1 protein-coding gene is annotated in these 538 nt (G+C 58.7%); it reads right to left on the bottom strand.

The genetic code is table 11. The features are described from left to right. The coding region (locus tag RSSM_RS16545) for an IS91 family transposase (RefSeq protein ID WP_236621192.1) at nucleotides 1-538 on the bottom strand (538 nt) is incomplete at both ends.

Raw genomic sequence — 538 nt, 5'->3', positions numbered from 1 at the left:
CAGGCACTTCCTCTTGGCCGCGGCCCATTGTCCGTCGTGGGTCAGTCCTCCGGCGGAAACCAAGACATGCAGATGCACGTGCACGTCGAGTTTCTGGTTCCAAGTGTGCAATGCTGCGAGGATCCCAGGTCGTGCGCCCATGTAGGCCTGGGAGTCGAGTAATTGCATGAGTGATTGCGACGCGGCTTGGAAGAGCACGTCGGCAAAGACACGTTTGTTGTATCTCCACAACGAATTGAGCGAGTGCGGGATGGTGAAGATGAGGTGATGATGCGGCACCGGCAACAACCGCGTTCGCCAGCCATCGAGCCACTTCTCGCGAGGCAGCCACCCGCACTTCGGGCAACATCGATGCGAGCAGGAGTTGTAAGCAACTTGGTGAAAGTGCCCCTGGGGGCAACTGTTGACGTGGCCTCCCATCTCTCGCGTGCGACAATGAGTGATGGCCCATACGGCGCGATGCATGTCAACACTGAGCCGGCGTGACTTCGCCAGCCGTGGGTAGTACTCGCGCATTAATTGTTGAAGGTCGAGCGAC

The sequence above is a fragment of the Aporhodopirellula sallentina SM41 genome, from assembly GCF_000346505.1.
Taxonomy (GTDB): Bacteria; Planctomycetota; Planctomycetia; order Pirellulales; family Pirellulaceae; genus Rhodopirellula; species Rhodopirellula sallentina.
Note: the sequence above shows the minus strand (reverse complement) of the source record. Positions and strands in the feature narration are given on the sequence as shown.